Source organism: Pseudomonas sp. KH_046_1 (genome assembly GCF_057839025.1).
In genome coordinates this window covers 226,003-245,050 of sequence record NZ_CM174481.1, presented here as the reverse complement: position 1 = coordinate 245,050, position 19,048 = coordinate 226,003, and the positions used below count along the sequence as shown (strand labels likewise).

The following is a 19,048-nucleotide window of genomic DNA, read 5'->3' as shown; positions in this document are numbered from 1 at the left end:
TAAATATACTATTTGTTATTCGTTAATTGAATATGTGCTTCATAGGAAAAGATCGCAGCCTGCGGCAGTTCCTACAGGGATCGGCATGCACCTGTAGGAGCTGCCGCAGGCTGCGATCTTTTGATCTTCTGTATCGCCTACAGAAAATCTTTATAGGCAAACAACGCCGGTGCCCCGCCGGTGTGCAGGAAGATAATCGGACCGTTGTCGAAACGCTGACGCCCGATCCCGTCCAGCAAGCCCGCCATGGCCTTGCCAGTGTAGACCGGGTCCAGCAGCAAGCCTTCCTGACTGGCCAGCAGCTTCACCGCCGCCAGTGTCCCGGCATTCGGCTCGCCATAACGCGGGGCGAAATATTCATCCCACAACTCGACCTTGAAAGCCTCCGGCAGATTCACGCCCAGCAACTCGGCCGTGCGTTCGGCGAGGCCTTGAACCTTTGGCCGCTGATCTTCATCGCTGCGTGAAACCGTCACGCCGATCACTGGCAGATCCGGCAGTGCTTCACTCAAGGCCAGTGCCAGGCCGCTGTGGGTACCGGCACTACCCGAGGCCAGGACTACGGCGGCGAACTTCAGGCCGGTGTCCTTGATCTGCTCGGCCAGTTCCAGCCCGGCGCGCACGTAGCCCAGGGCACCCAGTGCATTGGAACCACCGATCGGCACCAGGTACGGCTTCTTGCCGTTGCTGCGCAGTCGGTTGGCCAGGGCTTGCAGTTGCTCGTCGGCGTTGTCGAGGTTTTCCACCAATTCGACCTTGGCATCGAACAGGTCGAGCAGCAGGCGGTTGCCGTTGCCGGTGTAATTGCTGTCGCCAGTGCCGAGAGGATTTTCCAGGAGGGCTACGCAGCCCAGCCCCAACTTTGCGGCAATGGCGGCTGTCTGGCGCACGTGGTTCGATTGCAGTGCGCCCGCCGTGATCAAGGTGTCGGCGCCCTGGGCCAAGGCATCGGCGGCCAGGTATTCGAGTTTGCGCAGCTTGTTGCCGCCCATCGCCAGCGGCGTCAGGTCGTCGCGCTTGACGTACAGGTCGCGCCCCAGCCAGGTCGACAGGCGTTCGAGTTTTTCCAGGGCGGTGGGCTGACCGAGCAGGTCGAGGCGGTTAAAGCGGGCGAGCTGTTGTTTGATCATGAGTCCGTACTGGCGGTTGAAGATCTCAGGACTATAGGCACGCCAAAAAGTTGGGGCAACCGCCAATCGCTTATAGCCAATCGAACTGAGCACAGCACTATTGGTTCTTAATTTGCCTCGCGGCCCTTGCCGTAAAGTAATCGCGGTCAGTGCGGCCAGACAGTCCGGCCGCCCGTGAGGAGTTTTTACCGTGAGTGAGCGTTCCAGCCATTGGCAATTGCAGACCATCGTCAGCCAGCTGCGCACGGCACGTGAACAGTGGCGTGCACAAAACGGCCGGGCCACCGGCGAGCAGGGTGGTCGCGAATTGCCGTCCCGCGCAGCCATGGCGGACATTCTCGAAGCCCTGTGCGGTGCGTTGTTCCCGATGCGCCTGGGGCCGGTTGACCTGCGCGAAGAGAGCGAAGACTTTTACGTCGGCCACACCCTGGATGTGGCGTTGAATGCTCTGCTGGCCCAGGCGCGACTCGAATTGCGCTACGCCGCGCGCCACAGTGCCCAGGCCGAGACTGAAGTCGAAGCCAAAACCATCCAGATCATTCAGGATTTCGCCCTCGCTTTGCCTGGGTTGCGCAGCCTGCTGGACACTGACGTATTGGCCGCCTATCACGGTGACCCGGCGGCGCGCAGTGTCGATGAAGTGTTGTTGTGCTATCCGGGGATTCTGGCGGTGATTCACCATCGTCTGGCCCACCATTTGTATCGCGCCGGGTTGCCGCTGCTGGCGCGGATCAGCGCGGAAATCGCTCACTCGGCCACCGGCATCGACATTCACCCCGGTGCGCAGATCGGCCGCAGTTTCTTCATCGACCACGGGACGGGTGTGGTGATTGGCGAAACCGCGATCATCGGCGAGCGAGTGCGGATTTATCAGGCGGTGACCTTGGGCGCCAAGCGTTTCCCGGCGGACGAAGACGGTCAGTTGCAGAAAGGCCAGCCACGGCACCCGATTGTCGAGGATGACGTGGTGATTTATGCCGGGGCGACGATTCTGGGGCGGATCACCATCGGCCAGGGCTCGACCATTGGCGGTAACGTCTGGCTGACCCGCAGCGTGCCGGCGGGCAGCAACCTGACCCAGGCGAATTTGCAGTTGGATGATGGGGCGCAGAAGTAGTCTCCTGAATCTTTGTTGACTGTTCTGGCCTCTTCGCGGGCAAGCCCGCTCCCACAGGGTTTCCTGGCGTTCACAGCTTTTGTGTTCAACCCGGATCCACTGTGGGAGCGAGCTTGCTCGCGATTGGATTTCAAGCCGAATCGAGTTGTTGGTCTTCAGCAAATTTCCTCCCTTGAGCTAGCGTACAACCAGTACCGCCGAGCCCTGCGATTAGTCCTTAGCCCCCTATCCATGTTTAACTTGAACGTTCATTCAAGTTAAACCGGCGGTTCGCTGCCCGCTCACAACAGGAGGCTTGCCTTTGCTGAGTCCGATTTCTACAGCCACGTTTTACCCCTTCGAGGTGCACCGAACATGAGTGCATCGTCCATCCCTCCAAGCGGTCTGATCCGCATGAATCCGCCGGTGTTCTGGTTCTCGGCGAGTTTCATCCTGTTGTTTGGTGTCGTTGTCATCGCCATGCCCGAGCAGGCCGGTGCCTGGTTGCTGGCGGCGCAAAACTGGGCGGCCAACACGGTCGGCTGGTACTACATGCTGGCGATGACCCTGTATCTGGTCTTCGTGGTGGTCACCGCCTTGTCCGGCTACGGCAAGATCAAGCTCGGTGCCGACCACGACGAACCCGAATTCAGTTATTTGTCCTGGGCCGGCATGCTGTTCGCCGCCGGGATCAGCATCACCCTGTTTTTCTTCTGCGTGTCCGAGCCGCTGACCCACATGCTGCAACCGCCCCAGGGCGAGGCCGGTACGGCGGATGCGGCGCGCCAGGCGATGCAGATTCTGTTTCTGCACTGGGGCCTGCATGGCTGGGGCGTGTTCGCCTTTGTCGGTATGGCGCTGGCCTACTTTGCCTACCGGCATAACCTGCCACTGGCCCTGCGCTCAGCGCTGTATCCGCTGATCGGCAAGCGCATCAATGGCCCCATCGGCTACGCAGTGGATGGCTTCGGCATCATCGCCACGGTGTTCGGCCTCGGTGCCGATATGGGCTTCGGCGTGTTGCACCTCAACTCGGGCCTGGACTATCTGTTCGGCATCGCCCACACCCAATGGATTCAGGTCGGCCTGATCACCTTGATGATGGGCGCTGCGATCATCGTTGCCGTATCCGGTGTCGACAAGGGCGTGCGGGTGATGTCCGACATCAACATGCTGCTGGCCTGCGCGCTGTTGCTGTTCGTGTTGTTCGCCGGCCCCACGCAGCACTTGCTCAACACCCTGATCCAGAACCTCGGCGATTACCTCGGCGCCTTGCCGATGAAGAGTTTCGACCTCTACGCCTACGACAAACCCAGCGACTGGCTGGGCGGCTGGACAGTGTTCTACTGGGCCTGGTGGATTGCATGGTCGCCGTTCGTGGGTCTGTTCATCGCACGGATTTCCCGTGGCCGCACCATCCGCGAGTTCGTCTTCGGCGTGCTGTTGATTCCGCTCGGCTTCACCCTGGCGTGGATGTCGATCTTCGGCAACAGCGCCATCGATCAAGTGCTCAACCACGGCATGAGCGCGCTCGGCATGTCGGCCATCGACAATCCGTCGATGACGCTCTACCTGCTGCTGGAAACCTACCCGTGGAGCAAAACCGTCATCGCGGTCACGGTGTTCATCAGCTTCGTGTTCTTCGTCACCTCCGCCGACTCCGGCACTGTGGTGCTGTCGACGCTATCCGCCAAGGGCGGCAACCCGGATGAAGACGGACCGAAATGGCTGCGGGTGTTCTGGGGCGCGATGACCGCATTGGTGACCAGCGCGCTGCTGTTTTCCGGCAGCATCGATGCGTTGAAGTCGGCGGTGGTCCTGACCTCGCTGCCGTTCTCGCTGATCTTGCTGTTGATGATGTGGGGTCTGCACAAGGCGTTTTATCTGGAATCGCAGAAGCAGATTGCGCAGATGCATTCCTTGGCACCGGTGTCCGGTTCCCGCCGGGGCGGTTGGCGTCAGCGTTTGAGTCAGGCGGTGCATTTCCCGTCACGGGATGAGGTCTACCGCTTCCTCGACACGACGGTGCGTCCGGCGATTGAAGAAGTGTCTGCCGTGTTCATCGAAAAGGGTTTGCACGTAGCGACACACCCGGACCCGGCCAATGACAGCGTCAGCCTGGAAATCGGCCATGGCGACCAGCATCCGTTCGTTTATCAGGTGCAGATGCGTGGCTACTTCACGCCGTCGTTTGCCCGTGGCGGCATGGGTTCCAAGCAACTTAACAATCGCCGCTACTACCGGGCCGAAGTGCATTTGAGCGAGGGCAGTCAGGATTACGATCTGGTCGGCTACACCAAGGAGCAGATCATCAACGACATCCTCGACCAGTACGAACGGCACATGCAGTTCCTGCATCTGGTGCGTTGATCAAGGCCTTCACGTCTCGGTGGTCAACACCATGAACAACACCAGCGCCGCCACCGGGACACCGAATACGGCGCTACCAACCACCAGTTCGGTGCTCAATGGCTGGCCGGCATGCACCATGCCGACTGCGCCATTGATCAGCGTCAGCGCCAGCCACAGCAGGATAAAACTGTAGGCCAGGGTCTGGCGGGTGAAGCCGATGTTCTCGCCGATGTAGAGCATCAGCGCCAGGAGGATCAGGCCGAAGGTGATGATGATGGTGGTGTGCATGGTGGGCTCTGCCTTCAGATGTGTGCTGCCATCGAGGCCGCTATCGCGAGCAGGCTCGCTCCTACAAAGATCACGGCGAGCTCTGTGGGAGCGAGCCTGCTCGCGATAGGGTCACTGCGGTATTTGTCTGAGCATAGTTAAACCAACCCACCATTGACCCGCAAAACCTGCCCGTTGACCCACGCCGACTCCGGTCCGGCGAGGAAGGACACGACACGGGCAATGTCTTCTGGCTGACCGAGACGCTCCAGTGGCGCCATCTTCGCGAAATTCTGAATCTGCTCCTCACTCTTGCCGTGCAAAAACAGCTCAGTCGCCACCGGCCCGGGAGCCACCGCATTGACGGTGACGTTGCGCCCGCGCATCTCTTTGGCGAACACCTGAGTCAGGGACTCCACTGCCGCTTTGCTGGCGATGTACACCGCGTAGCCCGGCAGGTTCATGCCGACGGTGCTGCTGGAGAAGTTGATGATCCGGCCACCGCTGTTCAGGCGAGTCGCGGCTTCACGCAGGGTGTTGAAGGTGCCACGAGCGTGGATGTTGAAGTTCTGGTCGAACAGTTCGTCGCTGTGTTGCGCCAACGGCAGGACCTTGAGGATGCCGGCGTTGTTCACCAAAACATCGACCTTGCCGAACTGGGTTTCAACCTCGTCGAACATCCGGCGCACGTCGTCGGCATTGGCCACATCGGCTTTGATCGCTATGGCCTGGTGACCGGCCTGACGCAATTCCACCACCCGTTTCGAGGCTTCGGTGGCACTGCTGGCGTAGTTGATGGCAACGGCGAAACCTTCGCTGGCCAGTTGTTTGGCGATGACCGCGCCGATGCCGCGGGAGGCGCCGGTCACGATGGCGACTTTCGGAGTTTGATGAGCCATGTTGGTGTTCCTGTTGAAGGGGTATGAAGCCAATTTCACATGTTTACTCAGGCCGATAAATGCACGAGAGTTGCCTTTACTGTTCAATAATCACCAACAATCGAGTGTCTGGAGTGAGCTGTGGACCAAGCCAAAGCGATGAAGGTTTTTGTGCGGATCTACGAGCGCAGCAGCTTCACGCAGGCGGCCGATGACCTGAACCTGCCACGCGCGACGCTGACCCACACCTTGAATCAGTTCGAGGCCTGGCTGGGTACGCGTTTGTTGGAACGCAGCACGCGTAAAGTGCGTCCGACGCTGGATGGCGAGGCGTACTACCTGCGTTGCGTGCAATTGCTGGCAGAGCTGGAAGACGCGGAATTGGCGTTTCGCGGCGTGGCCCCGAAGGGGCGGCTGCGGGTGGACTTGCACGGGACATTGGCCAAGCACTTCGTGATCCCGGCGTTGCCGCAATTCATGGCGCGTTATCCCGACATCGAGCTGTCCATCAGCGAGGCTGACCGCCAGGTCGACCTGATCACCGAAGGTATCGATTGCGTGTTGCGCGCAGGAACATTGGGCGACTCCACGCTGATCGGCAAACGTGTCGCCAACCTGCGTCAGATCACCTGCGCCAGCCCCGCCTATTTACGTATATACGGCGAACCGAAAAGCCTCGCCGACCTGAGCCGGCACCGTGCGGTGAACTACGTTTCGCGTACGACGGCCAAGTTGTTCCCGTTTGAATTCATGGTGGACGGTGAACTCAAGGAAGTGGTCATCGACGGTGCGGTCTCGGTGTTCGGCGCAGAAATCTACGCCGCCTCGGCGATTGCCGGACTGGGCCTGATCCAGTGCCCGCACTACCGAATGGAAACGCAGATCTCCCAAGGCCTGGTGCAGGAAGTCCTCGTCGACACCCCTCCGCCATCGATGCCGGTATCGGTGTTGTACCCGCACAACCGACACATGTCGCCCAGGGTCCGGGTGTTTGTGGACTGGTTGGGAGAGGTGTTTGCGGGGGCACGGTAGCTTGTTGGCGGGGAAACACGTGAAACGTTTCAGTCATTAGTCGAATCAGGGGTTTTCTGGTGTTTGTCCGGGCGTATGCTGGACGACTGGCGAAGCAGTCGATACCAGATTCAAGACCGACAAGAGAGGATTCGATGACCTACACCGCTGCCGAAAACCGCTACGACTCCATCCCCTACCGCCGTGTGGGCCGCAGCGGGCTGGTGCTGCCGGCGCTGTCGTTGGGCCTGTGGCACAACTTCGGCGACAGCACGCCGATCGATACCCAGCGCGCGTTGTTGCGCACGGCATTCGACCTGGGCATCAACCACTTCGACCTGGCCAACAACTACGGCCCGCCGTATGGCAGCGCCGAGATCAACTTCGGCCGTTTACTGCGTGAAGACTTCAAGCAGTACCGCGACGAGCTGATCATTTCCAGCAAGGCCGGTTGGGACATGTGGCCCGGCCCTTACGGTCAGGGCGGCGGTTCGCGCAAGTACGTGCTGGCCAGCCTCGACCAGAGCCTGCAACGCCTGGGCGTGGACTATGTCGACATCTTTTACTCCCACCGCTTCGATCCAGACACCCCGCTGGAAGAAACCGCCAGCGCACTTGCCACAGCAGTGCAGCAGGGCAAGGCGTTGTACATCGGCATCTCGTCCTATTCCGGGGTGAAAACCCGCGAAATGGCTTTGCTGCTCAAAGAGTGGAAAGTGCCGCTGCTGATTCATCAGCCGGCCTACAACCTGCTCAATCGCTGGGTGGAAAAAGACTTGCTGGACACCACTGACGAACTCGGCACCGGCGTGATCGCCTTCACCCCGCTGGCCCAGGGCTTGCTGACCGACAAATACCTCAACGGCGTGCCGTCGGATGCGCGGGTCAACCGTCCGGGCGGTGGTTCGTTGCAGGCGTCGCATTTTTCCGAGGCCAACATCGCCCAGGTGCGGGCACTCAACGAAATCGCCAGGCGTCGTGGCCAGAGCCTGGCACAACTGGCACTGGCCTGGACCCTGCGCGATCCTCGGGTCACTTCGGCCTTGATCGGCGCGAGCCGGCCGGAGCAGATCATCGAGAACGTCGGGGCGTTGAAGAACCTGAGTTTCAGTGCAGAGGAACTGGCGGAGATTGACCGGTTTGCCCAGGAGGGCGGGATCAATCTTTGGGAGAAGCCTTCTACTGCTGAATAAGTGATTGGCGCCGGATTGTTCGGCGCCTTTCAGATCGCCATCGCGAGCAAGCTCGCTCCCACAGGTTCGGCGGTGTTCACAAATTTTGTGTACGACACGGACCCTGTGGGAGCGAGCTTGCTCGCGATGGGGCCAGCCCTGACAGTAAAGATTTCAGGGGTCAGCGAAAGAAAGGCACATCCCCCAACACCGTCGCCCGCTGCATCACCCGCCGCGCCGGTCGGTAATCGTCCACCGCGTAATGCTGGGTCACGCGGTTGTCCCAGAACGCAATGTCATCCTGCTGCCAGCGCCAGCGAATGGTGAACTCAGGCCGCGTTGAATGGGCGAACAGGAATTTCAGAATCGCCTCGCTCTCGGTTTCCGACAACTCGTTGATCTTCGAGGTGAAGCCTTCGTTGACGAACAGCGAGCGGCGCCCGCTGACCGGGTGCGTGCGGATCACCGGGTGCGACAGCGGCGGATTCTTGCGCCGTGCTTCTTCCCACTGGGCCAGTGCCTCAGGCGTGTTGCCATAGCGCTCCAGCGGAAACGAACGGGTGAAGTCATGGGTGGCGGTCAGACCTTCGAGCAAGGTTTTCAGCGACTCCGACAAGGCTTCATACGCCGCAATCCCGCTGGCCCATAACGTGTCGCCACCAAACTCCGGCAGCAGCTTGGCGCTGAGCACCGCGCCCATGGCCGGGGTCGGCAGGAAGGTGACGTCGGTGTGCCAGATCGCGTTATCGCGCACGTCGGTGACGGCGGTGTCGAGGATCAGCACTTCGGGTTGCTCCGGCACATTCGGGTAGATCGGATGAATGTGCAGGTCGCCGAAATTCGCGGCGAATCGCGCCTGTTGCTGTGGCGTGATCGGCTGGTTGCGGAAGAACAGCACCTGATGCTTGAGCAGGGCCTGTTCGATGGCATCTCGCTGTTCAAGGTTCAGCGGCTGGCTGATGTCGATGCCACTGATCTGTGCGCCGAGGGCGGAGCTTAGGGGGACGATGGTCAACTGGCTCATGGTGGTTCTCTTCAAATTCGGGCTGTTGACCACTGTGGGAGCGAGCTTGCTCGCGATAGCGATTTGTCAGTTACAGCCGTGGTGTCTGACACTATGCAATCGCGAGCAAGCTCGCTCCCACAGGGTTTTGCATAGAACAATTATTCAGTGGGCCTGGCCATGCCACGGCACCAACTTGCGTTGCAGGGCACGCAGGCCCAACTCCATCGCGAAGGCGATCAGTGCGATCACCAGAATCCCCAGTACCACCACATCGGTGACCAAAAACTGCGCGGCCGATTGCACCATGAAGCCCAGACCGCTGGTGGCGGCGATCAATTCGGCGGCGACCAGCGTCGACCAACCCACGCCCAGGCCTATGCGCACACCGGTCAGAATGTCCGGCAAGGCACTCGGCAAGATGACGTGGCGAATCAACTGCACGCGCGTTGCGCCCAGCGACTGCGCGGCACGCAATTTGGCCGGATCGACCGTGCGCACGCCGGTGGCGGTGGCGATGGCAATCGGGGCGAAAATCGCCAGGTAGATCAGCAGCACTTTCGACAATTCACCGATGCCGCACCAGATCACGATCAACGGCAGATAAGCCAGCGGCGGAATCGGCCGGTAGAACTCGATCAGCGGGTCGAGCACACCACGAGCGATACGGTTGGCACCGATGGCGATGCCCACCGGCACGGCGGTGAGAATCGCGAAGCCGAGGCCCAGGCCGATACGGCTCAGGCTCGCGCCCAGGTGCTGCCACAGGGTTGAATCCATGTAACCCGAGGTCGCCAGCAGCCAGCCTTTTTGCAGCACGGCGGAGGGCGGCGGCAGGAACAGCGGCTCGATCAAGCCGGTCGCCGTCACGGCCCACCAAATGGCAACGAGAGCGACCAGCGTCAGCACACTGATCCAGCGAGTGCTCAAACGGCGACTTGCCGGAATCACGGCTGAGCCTGGCGTTATCGCCGCGACGGGAATTTCGTAGGTGCTCATGCGCGCTCCTGCCGCTGGGCGGCGCTGCGTTGGGAGAACACTTTGGCGAGTACGTGTTCGCGGGTTTCGATAAAACTCGGGTCGGATTTGATCGAGCGGGCCGACTCACCGGCGGCATAACGCTGACCGAAATCGAGGCTCAGGCGCTCGACGATTTGTCCTGGGTTGGGCGCCAACAGAATCAGGTCGGTAGCGAGGAACACGGCTTCTTCGATGTCATGGGTAATCAGGAACACCGGTTTGGCGGTGCGTTGCCAGACTTGCAGCAACAGCTCCTGCATCTGCTCGCGGGTGAAGGCGTCGAGGGCACCGAAAGGTTCGTCCATCAACAACACGCGCGGGTCGGCGGCGAGGGCGCGGGCCAGGCCGACACGCTGCTTCTGGCCGCCCGAAAGCTGCCAGATGCGACGCTGTTCAAAACCGGAAAGATCGACCAGGGCGAGCATTTCCCTGGCGCGAGCTTCGCGTTTGTCCCGGGCGACACCGGCCAGCTCCAGGCCGAACCCGACGTTGGCCAACACGTCTTGCCACGGCAGCAGCGCGTCGTCCTGGAACACCACGCCGCGCTCGGCGCTCGGGCCTTTGACGGGTACGCCATCGAGGGTGATGCGCCCGGCGCTGGGTTCGACGAAACCGGCAATCAGGTTCAGCAGCGAAGTCTTTCCACTGCCGGACGGGCCGAGGGCGACCAGCAATTGCCGGGGCCCCAGGCTCAGGGAGATATCCGCCAACACCGGTTCCGGGTTGCCGGGGTACTGTGCGCTGATGCGCTCCAGCTGTAGCAAGGCCATCGCGTTGACTCCCGATCAGTGGGTGATGAACTTGGCGCTGACGTACGGCGCGTAGTCCGGCAGTACGGCCTCGACCTTGCCTTGTTCCTTGAGGAACGCCGCGGTGTCGGTGATGGCTTTGGTAGTCGGTGCGCCGAGGGTGATGACCTGGTCAGCTGCCAGCGGGTAGACGTTGCCTTGCAGCAGCAGCGGAATGTCGCTGGCCTTGGCACCAGACAGTTTTACCAGCTTGTCGACGTTGCCCTGGTTGGCGAGCCAGGCCTGTGGGTTTTTGCGGTAATCGGCGTAGGCGTCCAGGGTCACTTTGGCGAACGCGGTGACGATCTCCGGGTGCTTCTCGGCGAAATCCTTGCGCACGATCCAGGCGTCGAAGGTCGGTGCGCCGAACTTGGCCAGCTCGCCGGAGGTGATCAGTACCTTGCCGTTTTCCTTGGCGACACCGAGGGCCGGGTCCCACACGTACGTGGCGTCGATGTCACCGCGTTTCCAGGCGGCAACGATCGCGGGTGGGGCGAGATTGAGAACGGTGACTTTCGACGGATCGATGTTCCAGTGCTTCAGCGCGGCGAGCAGGCTGTAGTGGCCGGTGGATACAAACGGCACGGCGATCTTCTTGCCGATCAGGTCTTGCGGGGTCTTGATCCCGGAACCGTCGCGGGCGACCAAGGCTTCGGCGGCGCCGATCTGGGTGGCGATGAGGAAAGTTTCCACTGGCACTTTGCGGGTGATGGCGGCGGTCAGGGGGCTGGAGCCGAGGTAGCCGATCTGTACGTCGCCCGAGGCAATGGCGGCGATGATATCGGCACCGTTGTCGAATTTGCGCCAGCTGATATCGCCCTTGGTGGCCTTTTCGTAGGCGCCGTCAGCCTGGGCGACTTTCGCCGGGTCAACGGTGGTCTGGTAGGCGACGGTGAAGTCGGCCGCCTGGGCAAAAAAGCTCGCGGTAGCCAAGGACGCGGCCGCCAGCAAGCGTAGAGGGAAAGTCAGTTTCATCAGAAAGCTCCTTGTCAGGCGACCGAATGTCGGCGTGATAAAGAGACTAAATGATCTAAGAATTATAAAATAAATAACTTTTTCGAATTAGCTTATGAGGGGAAAACTTTAGACAGGAGTTACCGCGTACCGCTTTTTGTGGCGAGGGAGCTTGCTCCCGCTCGGCTGCGTAGCAGCCGCAAAAATGGGAGTCCTACGGCCTCCAGCGGGAGCAAGCTCCCTCGCCACAATAGTCTGCGGTTAGTTACTGATCGCCAGAATGCTCGCCTGGTACGCCCCGACAAACACATCGAAATCGCCGACTTCGTTCTGTTCCAGCTCAGCCTGCTGAGCCAGCGACGAACGCGCCCGCTCTTCAAATTTCGCCTGTTCCTCCGCCGGCAACGGCTCGCTGCGGAAGAACTCGGCATGGGCCTGGCTCTGGCGCAGGGAGAACTGGGCGAAGCTTTCCTTGTGTTCGGCCATCGCCGCCAATACCTGGGCCGACGGCGTCAGGGACGGGTCCTGAACCTTGGACATCTGGGCGTCCAGGGCCTTGCTGTGGGCATCGCCGCCATGGCTCTGGTCGAGCATCGCCGCCAGCGGAGCGATTTTTTCCAGCAGCTCGCCGGCCCATTCCTTCAGGTCAACCGGCTGGCCATCCCGTTGCAGTTGCAGGCCCGGACGGCGACCTTCCTTGACCACGCTGAGGAAGTTCGAGGTCGCGTTGCCGCAACTGGTGTTGGTCAGCAGCGGGCTGTCATTGAGCGCGCAGTACAGCAGGAACGCATCGAGGAAGCGCGACTCGGTAAGGTCGATGCCCATTGGCAGGAACGGGTTGATGTCCAGGCAGCGTACTTCGACGTACTGGATGCCACGGGCCATCAGTGCCTGGATCGGGCGCTCGCCGGTGTAGGTCACGCGTTTCGGGCGGATGTTGGAGTAGTACTCGTTTTCGATCTGCAGGATGTTGGTGTTGAGCTGTACCCACTCGCCATCCTGGTGGGTGCCGACTTCGACGTACGGCGCATACGGCGTGGCCACCGCTTTGCGCAGGCTGTCGGTGTAGCTGTTCAGATCGTTGTAGCACGGCGTCAGGCCGGCCTGGGCGTTGCTCTGGTAACCCAGGTCGCTCATGCGCAGGCTGGTGGCGTACGGCAGGTACAAAGTCTGTGGGTCCAGTTGTTCCAGCTGATGCGAACGACCGCGCAGGAAGCCGGCGTCCAGTGCCGGTGAAGCACCGAACAGGTACATCAGCAGCCAGCTGTAGCGGCGGAAGTTGCGGATCAGCGCGATGTAGGACGACGACTGGAAATCGCGGTCGGTACCGACAAAGCCTTCGGCCTGTTTGAGCAACGGCCAGAGTTTTTCCGGCAGGGAAAAGTTGTAGTGGATGCCGGCAATGCATTGCATGGTCTTGCCGTAACGCAGGGCCAGACCCTTGCGGTAGACATACTTGAGCTGCCCGATATTGGACGTGCCGTAATAGGCGATCGGGATGTCTTCCTCGGCCGGCAACGGGCACGGCATCGATGGGCTCCACAGGTACTCGTTGCCGAGCTTGCTGTAGGCAAAGCGGTGAATGCTGTCCAGGCTCGCCAGCGTATCGGCAGGATCGGGCAGGGCCGGGGTGATGAACTCCAACAGCGACTCGGAATAGTCGGTGGTGATCTGTTCATTGGTCAGCGCGGAACCCAATTCTTCCGGGTGCGGCGTTTGCGCCAGGCGACCTTCGCCGTTCACGCGCAGGCATTCACGTTCGATGCCGTGAAGGCACTGTTCGAGCAGAGAGAGGTTAGCGCGCTCGCCGAGCAGAGCCAGGCGGCGGTTGAGAAGTTCGCTCAAGTTGGATTCCTTCACGCGTCAGTCGCCCCAATATGGGGGTGGGCAAGACGGTCTACAAGGGTGAGGTTAAAACTGGCGTTTTCGCCTGGTTTTGTAGGAGCGAGCTTGCTCGCGATGGAGGTTAACGATAACGCGGGGTGCCTGAATGAAAACGGCGCCCTGACGTTCATCGCGAGCAAGCTCGCTCCTACAGGTCTTAGCGCCGAAATTAACTCAAATCGATGACATCTAGCTACAGGACAGCGAACGTGCCTTGTGCTTTTGCGACCAGTTTGTCGCCCTGCATCACATCGGCCTCGACCACCAATGTGCGGCGGCCCGGGTGGATCACCCGCGCCGTGCACATCACCTCGCCGTCAGAGACGGCGCGGATGTAGTTGATCTTGCACTCGATGGTCGCGCTCTGCTGGTCAAAGCCGTGGGTGCTGGAACAGGCCAGCCCCATGGCAATGTCCACCAGGCTGAACAAGGCCCCGCCGTGCAGCTTGCCACCGCGATTGCGCAGCTCCGGTTCCAGCGCCAGGGCGACTTGCGCCACCCCGGTTTCCAGGCTGTGCAAGCGGCAGCCCAGCAGCTTGAAAAACGCGCTTTCGGTCAGCCCGGCGGGAATGTCCATCAGCGTTTCTTCAACTGCTTGGCATTGGCGAACAGCGAAGCCATGGCGTTGTTGCTCGGTGCTGCCGCCGTGGTTTCCTTGCGCGGTGCGCTGTTCTGGGACTGGCGTGGCGCCGATCCCGGACGCGCGCCGCGAGCGCCGTCGATTTTCTCGCCCGGAGTGTCGCTCATGCGCATCGACAGGCCCACGCGTTTGCGCGGGATGTCGATTTCCATGACCTTTACTTTCACCACGTCACCGGCCTTCACCGCTTCCCGTGGATCCTTGATGAACTTCTCCGAAAGTGCGGAGATGTGCACCAAACCGTCCTGATGCACGCCGATATCGACGAACGCGCCAAAGTTGGTCACGTTGGTCACCACGCCTTCGAGGATCATGCCCAGTTGCAGGTCCTTGAGGTCTTCGACGCCTTCCTGGAACTCGGCGGTCTTGAACTCGGGGCGCGGGTCGCGCCCAGGCTTTTCAAGCTCCTGAAGGATGTCGGTCACGGTTGGCAGACCGAAGGTTTCATCGGTGTACTTCTTCGGATCGAGACGCTTGAGGAACGCGGCATCGCCAATCAGCGAGCGGATGTCTCGGTCGGTTTCGGCGGCGATGCGCTGAACCAGCGGATAGGCTTCCGGGTGAACCGCCGACGAGTCCAGCGGGTTTTCACCGTTCATGACGCGCAGGAATCCGGCGGCCTGTTCGAAGGTTTTCTCGCCCAGGCGCGCGACTTTCTTCAAGGCTGCTCGGGTTTTGAACGCACCGTGCTCGTCGCGGTGGCTGACGATGTTCTGCGCCAGGGTTGCGTTGAGGCCGGAGATCCGTGCCAGCAGCGCCACGGAAGCAGTGTTCACGTCGACGCCGACGGCGTTCACGCAATCCTCGACCACTGCATCCAGGCCACGGGCCAGTTTCAGCTGCGACACGTCGTGCTGGTACTGGCCGACGCCGATGGATTTCGGATCGATCTTCACCAGCTCGGCCAGCGGGTCTTGCAGGCGTCGGGCAATCGACACGGCGCCACGGATCGACACGTCGAGGTCCGGGAATTCCTTGGAAGCCAGCTCCGATGCCGAGTAAACCGATGCACCGGCCTCGGAAACCATGACCTTGGTCATCTTCATGGCCGGGTATTTTTTGATCAGTTCAGCAGCCAGCTTGTCGGTCTCGCGGCTGGCGGTACCGTTGCCGATGGCGATCAGGTCCACCGAGTGCTTGGCGCACAGGGCGGCGAGCACGGCGAGGGTCTGGTCCCACTTGTTGTGCGGCACGTGCGGGTAAACCGTGGCGTGATCCAGCAGCTTGCCGGTGGAGTCGACCACGGCGACCTTGCAACCGGTGCGCAGGCCCGGGTCGAGGCCCAGAGTGGCGCGCGGGCCGGCCGGGGCCGACAGCAGCAGGTCGTGCAGGTTGTGGGCGAACACGTTGATCGCTTCGGTTTCCGCGCCATCGCGCAGCTCGCCCAGCAAATCAGTCTCCAGATGGGTGTAGAGCTTGACCTTCCAGGTCCAGCGCACCACTTCGCCCAGCCATTTGTCGGCGGCGCGGTTCTGGTTCTGGATGCCGAATTGCTGGCCGATCATGCCTTCGCACGGGTGCATGGTGCCCGGCAGTTCGTCGCCGACTTTCAGTGCGGAGCTGAGGATGCCTTCGTTGCGACCACGGAAAATCGCCAGCGCGCGGTGCGACGGCATGCTTTTCAGCGGTTCGTCGTGTTCGAAGTAATCGCGGAACTTGGCGCCTTCCTCTTCCTTGCCGGCAATCACGCGGGCACTGAGGGTGGCTTCCTGCTTGAGGTAGTTGCGCAGCTTGTCCAGCAGGCCTGCGTCTTCGGCGAAGCGTTCCATCAGGATGTACTTGGCGCCTTCGAGGGCAGCCTTCACATCGGCCACGCCTTTTTCCGCGTCGATGAAGCGTGCGGCTTCGGTTTCCGGGCTCAGGGACGGGTCGTTGAACAGGCCGTCGGCCAGCTCGCCCAGGCCGGCTTCCAGGGCGATCTGGCCCTTGGTGCGGCGCTTCTGCTTGTACGGCAGGTACAAGTCTTCGAGACGGGTCTTGGTGTCGGCGAGCTTGATGTCGCGTTCAAGTTGCGGGGTCAGCTTGCCCTGCTCCTGGATGCTGGCGAGGATGCTGATACGCCGTTCGTCGAGTTCTCGCAGGTAGCGCAGGCGCTCTTCCAGATGACGCAATTGCGTATCGTCGAGGCTGCCGGTCACTTCTTTCCGGTAACGGGCGATGAAGGGAACGGTAGAGCCTTCATCGAGTAGCGCGACGGCCGCTTCGACCTGTTGTGGGCGTACACCGAGTTCCTCGGCGATGCGGCTGTTGATGCTGTCCATAAAACCACCTGACAAATTGTGAAAGCAGGCTCGCAGGCGCAGGGATAGGGCCTCGGCGAGTCTGGTTGAGCGGCCTGACCTGCGCCGCTACCTGGATCAAAAGGTATCCCGTTGACCCGTGAAATCGAACAATTACTGCCGACGCCATGAAAAAAAATGGTGTCCGTCTGTAGTACCTGTCTGATGTTGCCTGACACAAAAGGCCGCGCATTATAACCAGCGTTACGGCATTCGGGGGCATCGCGGGTTGCCGGTGCAATGGCCGGTTTTCTGGCACTAAAGGAAAAATCTGCTAACAATGCACACGGTGCGTATAACGGCAGCTACGCCATAATGCGCGCCGAGATCAAAGGAGCATCCAATGAGCAGCACTGCACAAACTGCTGAAGGCGAAAAAATTCTTATCGTTGACGACGATCCGGGGCTCAGCAGCCTGCTGGAGCGTTTTTTCGTCAGCAAGGGCTACCGCGCCCGCGCCGTACCGAACACCGAGCAAATGGATCGCCTGCTGGCGCGCGAAGTGTTCAACCTGGTCGTCCTCGACCTGATGTTGCCCGGCGAAGACGGCCTGACCGCCTGCCGCCGTCTGCGCAATGCGAACAACCAGATTCCGATCATCATGCTGACCGCCAAGGGCGATGAGCTGAGCCGCATCAAGGGCCTGGAGCTGGGCGCCGACGATTACCTGGCCAAGCCGTTCAACCCCGATGAGCTGATGGCTCGCGTCAAAGCGGTCCTGCGTCGCCAGTCGGCTCCGGTGCCGGGCGCGCCAGGCAGCGAAGACGAAAGCGTGACCTTCGGTGACTACGAGTTGTCCCTGGCTACCCGCGAGCTCAAGCGCGGCGAAGAAGTGCACATGCTCACCACCGGTGAGTTCGCTGTACTCAAGGCCCTGGTGATGAACGCGCGTCAACCGTTGACCCGCGACAAACTGATGAACCTGGCCCGTGGCCGCGAGTGGGATGCCCTGGAGCGCTCCATCGATGTGCAGATTTCCCGTCTGCGCCGGATGATCGAGCCCGATCCGTCCAAACCGCGTTACATCCAGACTGTCTGGGGCGTGGGTTACGTGTTTGTACCGGATGGTACCGCCACCAAGTGATTGGCGATTTGTAGGAGCGGGTCACGCGGACAGCGGGTCAATCGATCCTGTCCGCAGACTCGCGATCCGCAATATGCGAGCATCGCTCGCTCCTGCAAGTGTTTAACGGTTATCCATGAAAACCCCCGTTTGGTTTCCCCAGAGCTTCTTCTCCCGCACCCTTTGGCTGGTGCTGATCGTCGTACTCTTCTCCAAAGCGCTGACCCTGGTTTATCTGCTGATGAACGAAGACGTTCTGGTGGACCGCCAGTACAGCCACGGTGTCGCCCTGACGCTGCGCGCCTATTGGGCTGCCGATGAAGAAAACCGCGGCAAGATCGCCGAGGCCGCGACCCTGATCCGGGTGGTGGGTGCCGGCGTGCCGGAAGGCGAACAGCACTGGCCTTACAGCGAGATTTACCAGCGGCAGATGCAGTCGGAGCTGGGTGCCGACACTGAAGTCCGGTTACGCATGCATTCGCCACCAGCGCTGTGGGTTCGGGCACCGAGCCTGGGCGATGGCTGGCTGAAGGTACCGCTTTATCCCCATCCGTTGCGCGGCCAGAAAATCTGGAACGTGCTGGGCTGGTTCCTCGCAATTGGCCTGCTGTCCACCGCTTCGGCCTGGATCTTCGTCAGCCAGCTCAATCAACCTTTGAAGCGTCTGGTGTATGCCGCGCGGCAACTTGGCCAAGGCCGCAGCGTGCGCCTGCCAATCAGCGATACGCCGAGTGAGATGACCGAGGTTTACCGCGCCTTCAACCAGATGGCCGAAGACGTCGAACAGGCCGGTCGCGAGCGTGAACTGATGCTGGCCGGGGTTTCCCATGATTTGCGTACGCCGCTGACCCGCTTGCGCCTGTCCCTGGAACTGATGGGCGATCACACCGACCTGACTGACGACATGGTGCGTGACATCGAAGACATGGACGCGATTCTCGATCAGTTCCTGGCGTTCATTCGCGACGGGCGTGACGAGTCAGTGGAAGAGGTCGACCTGAGTGACCTGGTCCGTGAGGTCGCCGCGCCCTATAACCAGAATGAAGAGAGAGTGCGACTGCGCCTGGAGCCTATCCAGCCGTTCCCGTTGCGTCGTGTGTCGATGAAACGACTGCTGAACAACCTGATCGGTAATGCGTTGCATCATGCCGGTAGTGGTGTGGAGGTGGCGGCGTATGTATCCGGGGACACCAGCGCACCGTATGTGGTGCTGAGCGTCATGGACCGTGGTGCCGGGATCGATCCGTCGGAGCTGGAGGCGATCTTCAACCCGTTCACCCGCGGTGATCGTGCCCGGGGTGGCAAGGGCACCGGGTTGGGATTGGCAATCGTGAAGCGGATTGCTTCGATGCATGGCGGCAACGTTGAGCTGCGTAACCGCTCGGGCGGTGGGCTGGAAGCGCGGGTACGGTTGCCGTTGGGGTTGATGCTGCCGCGGGATGCCGTTTAAAACCTGATTTTTTCAGTGGGGCTTATGGCCCCATCGCGAGCAGGCTCGCTCCCACATTGAT

General features: G+C 61.0%; 16 protein-coding genes. 6 read left to right on the top strand and 10 right to left on the bottom strand.

What is annotated here, in order from left to right; translation table 11 throughout:
- Positions 1–137: 137 nt before the first annotated feature.
- Positions 138–1,130: a D-cysteine desulfhydrase gene (locus AC3IT9_RS01095; protein WP_150755942.1), complete on the bottom strand. Its 993-nt coding sequence runs from the start codon at positions 1,128–1,130 to the stop codon at positions 138–140.
- 190 nt (positions 1,131–1,320) lie between these two features.
- On the opposite strand from AC3IT9_RS01095, the gene epsC reads away from it, so the two are divergent.
- Together epsC and betT are read left to right on the top strand one after the other, a co-directional pair.
- Positions 1,321–2,247, top strand: coding sequence for a serine O-acetyltransferase EpsC (epsC, locus tag AC3IT9_RS01090; protein ID WP_150673687.1), 927 nt, complete (start codon positions 1,321–1,323; stop codon positions 2,245–2,247).
- Between the two features lie 393 nt (positions 2,248–2,640).
- Positions 2,641–4,596, top strand: a complete 1,956-nt coding sequence (betT, locus tag AC3IT9_RS01085; protein ID WP_191624864.1) for a choline transporter BetT — start codon at positions 2,641–2,643, stop codon at positions 4,594–4,596.
- A gap of 9 nt (positions 4,597–4,605) precedes the next feature.
- Here betT and AC3IT9_RS01080 read toward each other — a convergent pair whose 3' ends face one another.
- Both AC3IT9_RS01080 and AC3IT9_RS01075 read right to left on the bottom strand, forming a co-directional pair.
- Positions 4,606–4,866, bottom strand: a complete 261-nt coding sequence (locus tag AC3IT9_RS01080) for a hypothetical protein (protein WP_489271726.1) — start codon at positions 4,864–4,866, stop codon at positions 4,606–4,608.
- A 137-nt stretch (positions 4,867–5,003) separates the two neighbouring features.
- Positions 5,004–5,744 carry an SDR family oxidoreductase gene (locus tag AC3IT9_RS01075; RefSeq protein ID WP_489271725.1) on the bottom strand — a complete coding sequence of 247 codons (741 nt, stop codon included), beginning with the start codon at positions 5,742–5,744 and terminating at the stop codon, positions 5,004–5,006.
- A gap of 120 nt (positions 5,745–5,864) precedes the next feature.
- On the opposite strand from AC3IT9_RS01075, the gene AC3IT9_RS01070 reads away from it, so the two are divergent.
- A complete protein-coding gene (locus AC3IT9_RS01070; RefSeq protein WP_489271724.1) occupies positions 5,865–6,755 on the top strand; it encodes a LysR family transcriptional regulator in 891 nt (296 codons plus the stop codon).
- Between the two features lie 134 nt (positions 6,756–6,889).
- A complete protein-coding gene (gene mgrA, locus AC3IT9_RS01065) occupies positions 6,890–7,927 on the top strand; it encodes an L-glyceraldehyde 3-phosphate reductase (RefSeq protein ID WP_489271723.1) in 1,038 nt (345 codons plus the stop codon).
- A gap of 160 nt (positions 7,928–8,087) precedes the next feature.
- Here mgrA and tauD read toward each other — a convergent pair whose 3' ends face one another.
- The 7 genes from tauD to AC3IT9_RS01030 form a co-directional block, all read right to left on the bottom strand.
- Entirely contained in the window at positions 8,088–8,930 is an 843-nt protein-coding gene (gene tauD / locus AC3IT9_RS01060) for a taurine dioxygenase (protein WP_489271721.1), read from the bottom strand.
- A gap of 144 nt (positions 8,931–9,074) precedes the next feature.
- Positions 9,075–9,908 (bottom strand): taurine ABC transporter permease TauC, encoded by an 834-nt coding sequence (gene tauC / locus AC3IT9_RS01055; RefSeq protein ID WP_150726451.1) that lies wholly within the window; start codon positions 9,906–9,908, stop codon positions 9,075–9,077.
- Positions 9,905–10,699, bottom strand: a complete 795-nt coding sequence (gene tauB / locus AC3IT9_RS01050) for a taurine ABC transporter ATP-binding subunit (protein ID WP_489271720.1) — start codon at positions 10,697–10,699, stop codon at positions 9,905–9,907. The genes tauC and tauB overlap by 4 nt, the downstream gene beginning before the upstream one ends.
- 15 nt (positions 10,700–10,714) lie before the next feature.
- Positions 10,715–11,692 carry a taurine ABC transporter substrate-binding protein gene (tauA, locus tag AC3IT9_RS01045; protein WP_489271718.1) on the bottom strand — a complete coding sequence of 326 codons (978 nt, stop codon included), beginning with the start codon at positions 11,690–11,692 and terminating at the stop codon, positions 10,715–10,717.
- A gap of 240 nt (positions 11,693–11,932) precedes the next feature.
- On the bottom strand, positions 11,933–13,516 hold the full coding sequence (gshA, locus tag AC3IT9_RS01040) for a glutamate--cysteine ligase (RefSeq protein WP_489271717.1): 1,584 nt from the start codon (positions 13,514–13,516) through the stop codon (positions 11,933–11,935).
- 232 nt (positions 13,517–13,748) lie between these two features.
- A complete protein-coding gene (locus AC3IT9_RS01035; RefSeq protein WP_007972875.1) occupies positions 13,749–14,132 on the bottom strand; it encodes a PaaI family thioesterase in 384 nt (127 codons plus the stop codon).
- Positions 14,132–16,456, bottom strand: a complete 2,325-nt coding sequence (locus tag AC3IT9_RS01030) for a Tex family protein (protein ID WP_489271715.1) — start codon at positions 16,454–16,456, stop codon at positions 14,132–14,134. The genes AC3IT9_RS01035 and AC3IT9_RS01030 overlap by 1 nt, the downstream gene beginning before the upstream one ends.
- A 361-nt stretch (positions 16,457–16,817) precedes the next feature.
- Here AC3IT9_RS01030 and ompR point away from each other — a divergent pair, with 361 nt between their 5' ends.
- Positions 16,818–17,558 (top strand): osmolarity response regulator transcription factor OmpR, encoded by a 741-nt coding sequence (ompR, locus tag AC3IT9_RS01025; protein WP_007972873.1) that lies wholly within the window; start codon positions 16,818–16,820, stop codon positions 17,556–17,558.
- Positions 17,559–17,673: 115 nt separating this feature from the next.
- On the top strand, positions 17,674–18,987 hold the full coding sequence (locus AC3IT9_RS01020) for an ATP-binding protein (protein WP_150726446.1): 1,314 nt from the start codon (positions 17,674–17,676) through the stop codon (positions 18,985–18,987).
- The last annotated feature ends 61 nt before the right edge of the window (positions 18,988–19,048 follow it).

Bases quoted from the DNA above. Each gene is read 5' to 3' on its own strand.
- AC3IT9_RS01095 (WP_150755942.1), bottom strand. From the start codon at position 1,130: ATGATCAAACAACAGCTCGCCCGCTTTAACCGCCTCGACCTGCTCGGT.
- AC3IT9_RS01080 (WP_489271726.1), bottom strand. From the start codon at position 4,866: ATGCACACCACCATCATCATCACCTTCGGCCTGATCCTCCTGGCGCTG.
- AC3IT9_RS01020 (WP_150726446.1), top strand. From the start codon at position 17,674: ATGAAAACCCCCGTTTGGTTTCCCCAGAGCTTCTTCTCCCGCACCCTT.
- AC3IT9_RS01075 (WP_489271725.1), bottom strand. From the start codon at position 5,744: ATGGCTCATCAAACTCCGAAAGTCGCCATCGTGACCGGCGCCTCCCGC.
- tauD (WP_489271721.1), bottom strand. From the start codon at position 8,930: ATGAGCCAGTTGACCATCGTCCCCCTAAGCTCCGCCCTCGGCGCACAG.
- tauC (WP_150726451.1), bottom strand. From the start codon at position 9,908: ATGAGCACCTACGAAATTCCCGTCGCGGCGATAACGCCAGGCTCAGCC.
- betT (WP_191624864.1), top strand. From the start codon at position 2,641: ATGAATCCGCCGGTGTTCTGGTTCTCGGCGAGTTTCATCCTGTTGTTT.
- tauB (WP_489271720.1), bottom strand. From the start codon at position 10,699: ATGGCCTTGCTACAGCTGGAGCGCATCAGCGCACAGTACCCCGGCAAC.
- mgrA (WP_489271723.1), top strand. From the start codon at position 6,890: ATGACCTACACCGCTGCCGAAAACCGCTACGACTCCATCCCCTACCGC.
- AC3IT9_RS01030 (WP_489271715.1), bottom strand. From the start codon at position 16,456: ATGGACAGCATCAACAGCCGCATCGCCGAGGAACTCGGTGTACGCCCA.
- AC3IT9_RS01035 (WP_007972875.1), bottom strand. From the start codon at position 14,132: ATGGACATTCCCGCCGGGCTGACCGAAAGCGCGTTTTTCAAGCTGCTG.
- tauA (WP_489271718.1), bottom strand. From the start codon at position 11,692: ATGAAACTGACTTTCCCTCTACGCTTGCTGGCGGCCGCGTCCTTGGCT.
- ompR (WP_007972873.1), top strand. From the start codon at position 16,818: ATGAGCAGCACTGCACAAACTGCTGAAGGCGAAAAAATTCTTATCGTT.